This window comes from Streptomyces tamarix (genome assembly GCF_032423885.1).
In the GTDB taxonomy this organism is placed as follows: domain Bacteria; phylum Actinomycetota; class Actinomycetes; order Streptomycetales; family Streptomycetaceae; genus Streptomyces; species Streptomyces tamarix.
The window spans coordinates 1-361 of sequence record NZ_JAWCTQ010000120.1 but is presented as its reverse complement, the minus strand read 5'-3'; the positions used below and the strand labels follow the sequence as shown (position 1 = coordinate 361).

The 361-nt window shown below is 72.6% G+C and carries 1 protein-coding gene; it reads right to left on the bottom strand.

Going from position 1 to position 361, the window contains the following annotated elements:
- Positions 1 to 361 (bottom strand): ATP-binding protein (locus RND61_RS32545; protein WP_449343286.1); only part of this gene is annotated, 361 nt, incomplete at both ends.

The following is a 361-nucleotide window of genomic DNA, read 5'->3' as shown; positions in this document are numbered from 1 at the left end:
GACGAGGACGGGGTGGTCGGCGATCAGCCCGGCGTGCTGCCGCAGGTAGGTGGCGAGGGACGGCTCGTCGTAGACGATCTGCATGCCGCGCCCGCCGAGCACGTACGAGGGGCGGAGCATCACCGGGTAGCCGATCTCGGTGGCGATGCGCGCGGCCTCCTCGAAGGAGAAGGCGGTGCCGTACTTGGGTGCGGGCAGCCCGGCTTCGGCCAGCACGCGGCCGAAGGCGCCGCGGTCCTCGGCGGCGTGGATGGCCTCCGGGGAGGTGCCCACGATCGGCACGCCGTTGTCCTTCAACGCCTGCGCCAGCCCCAGCGGGGTCTGACCACCCAGCTGCACGATCACACCGGCCAAAGGCCCG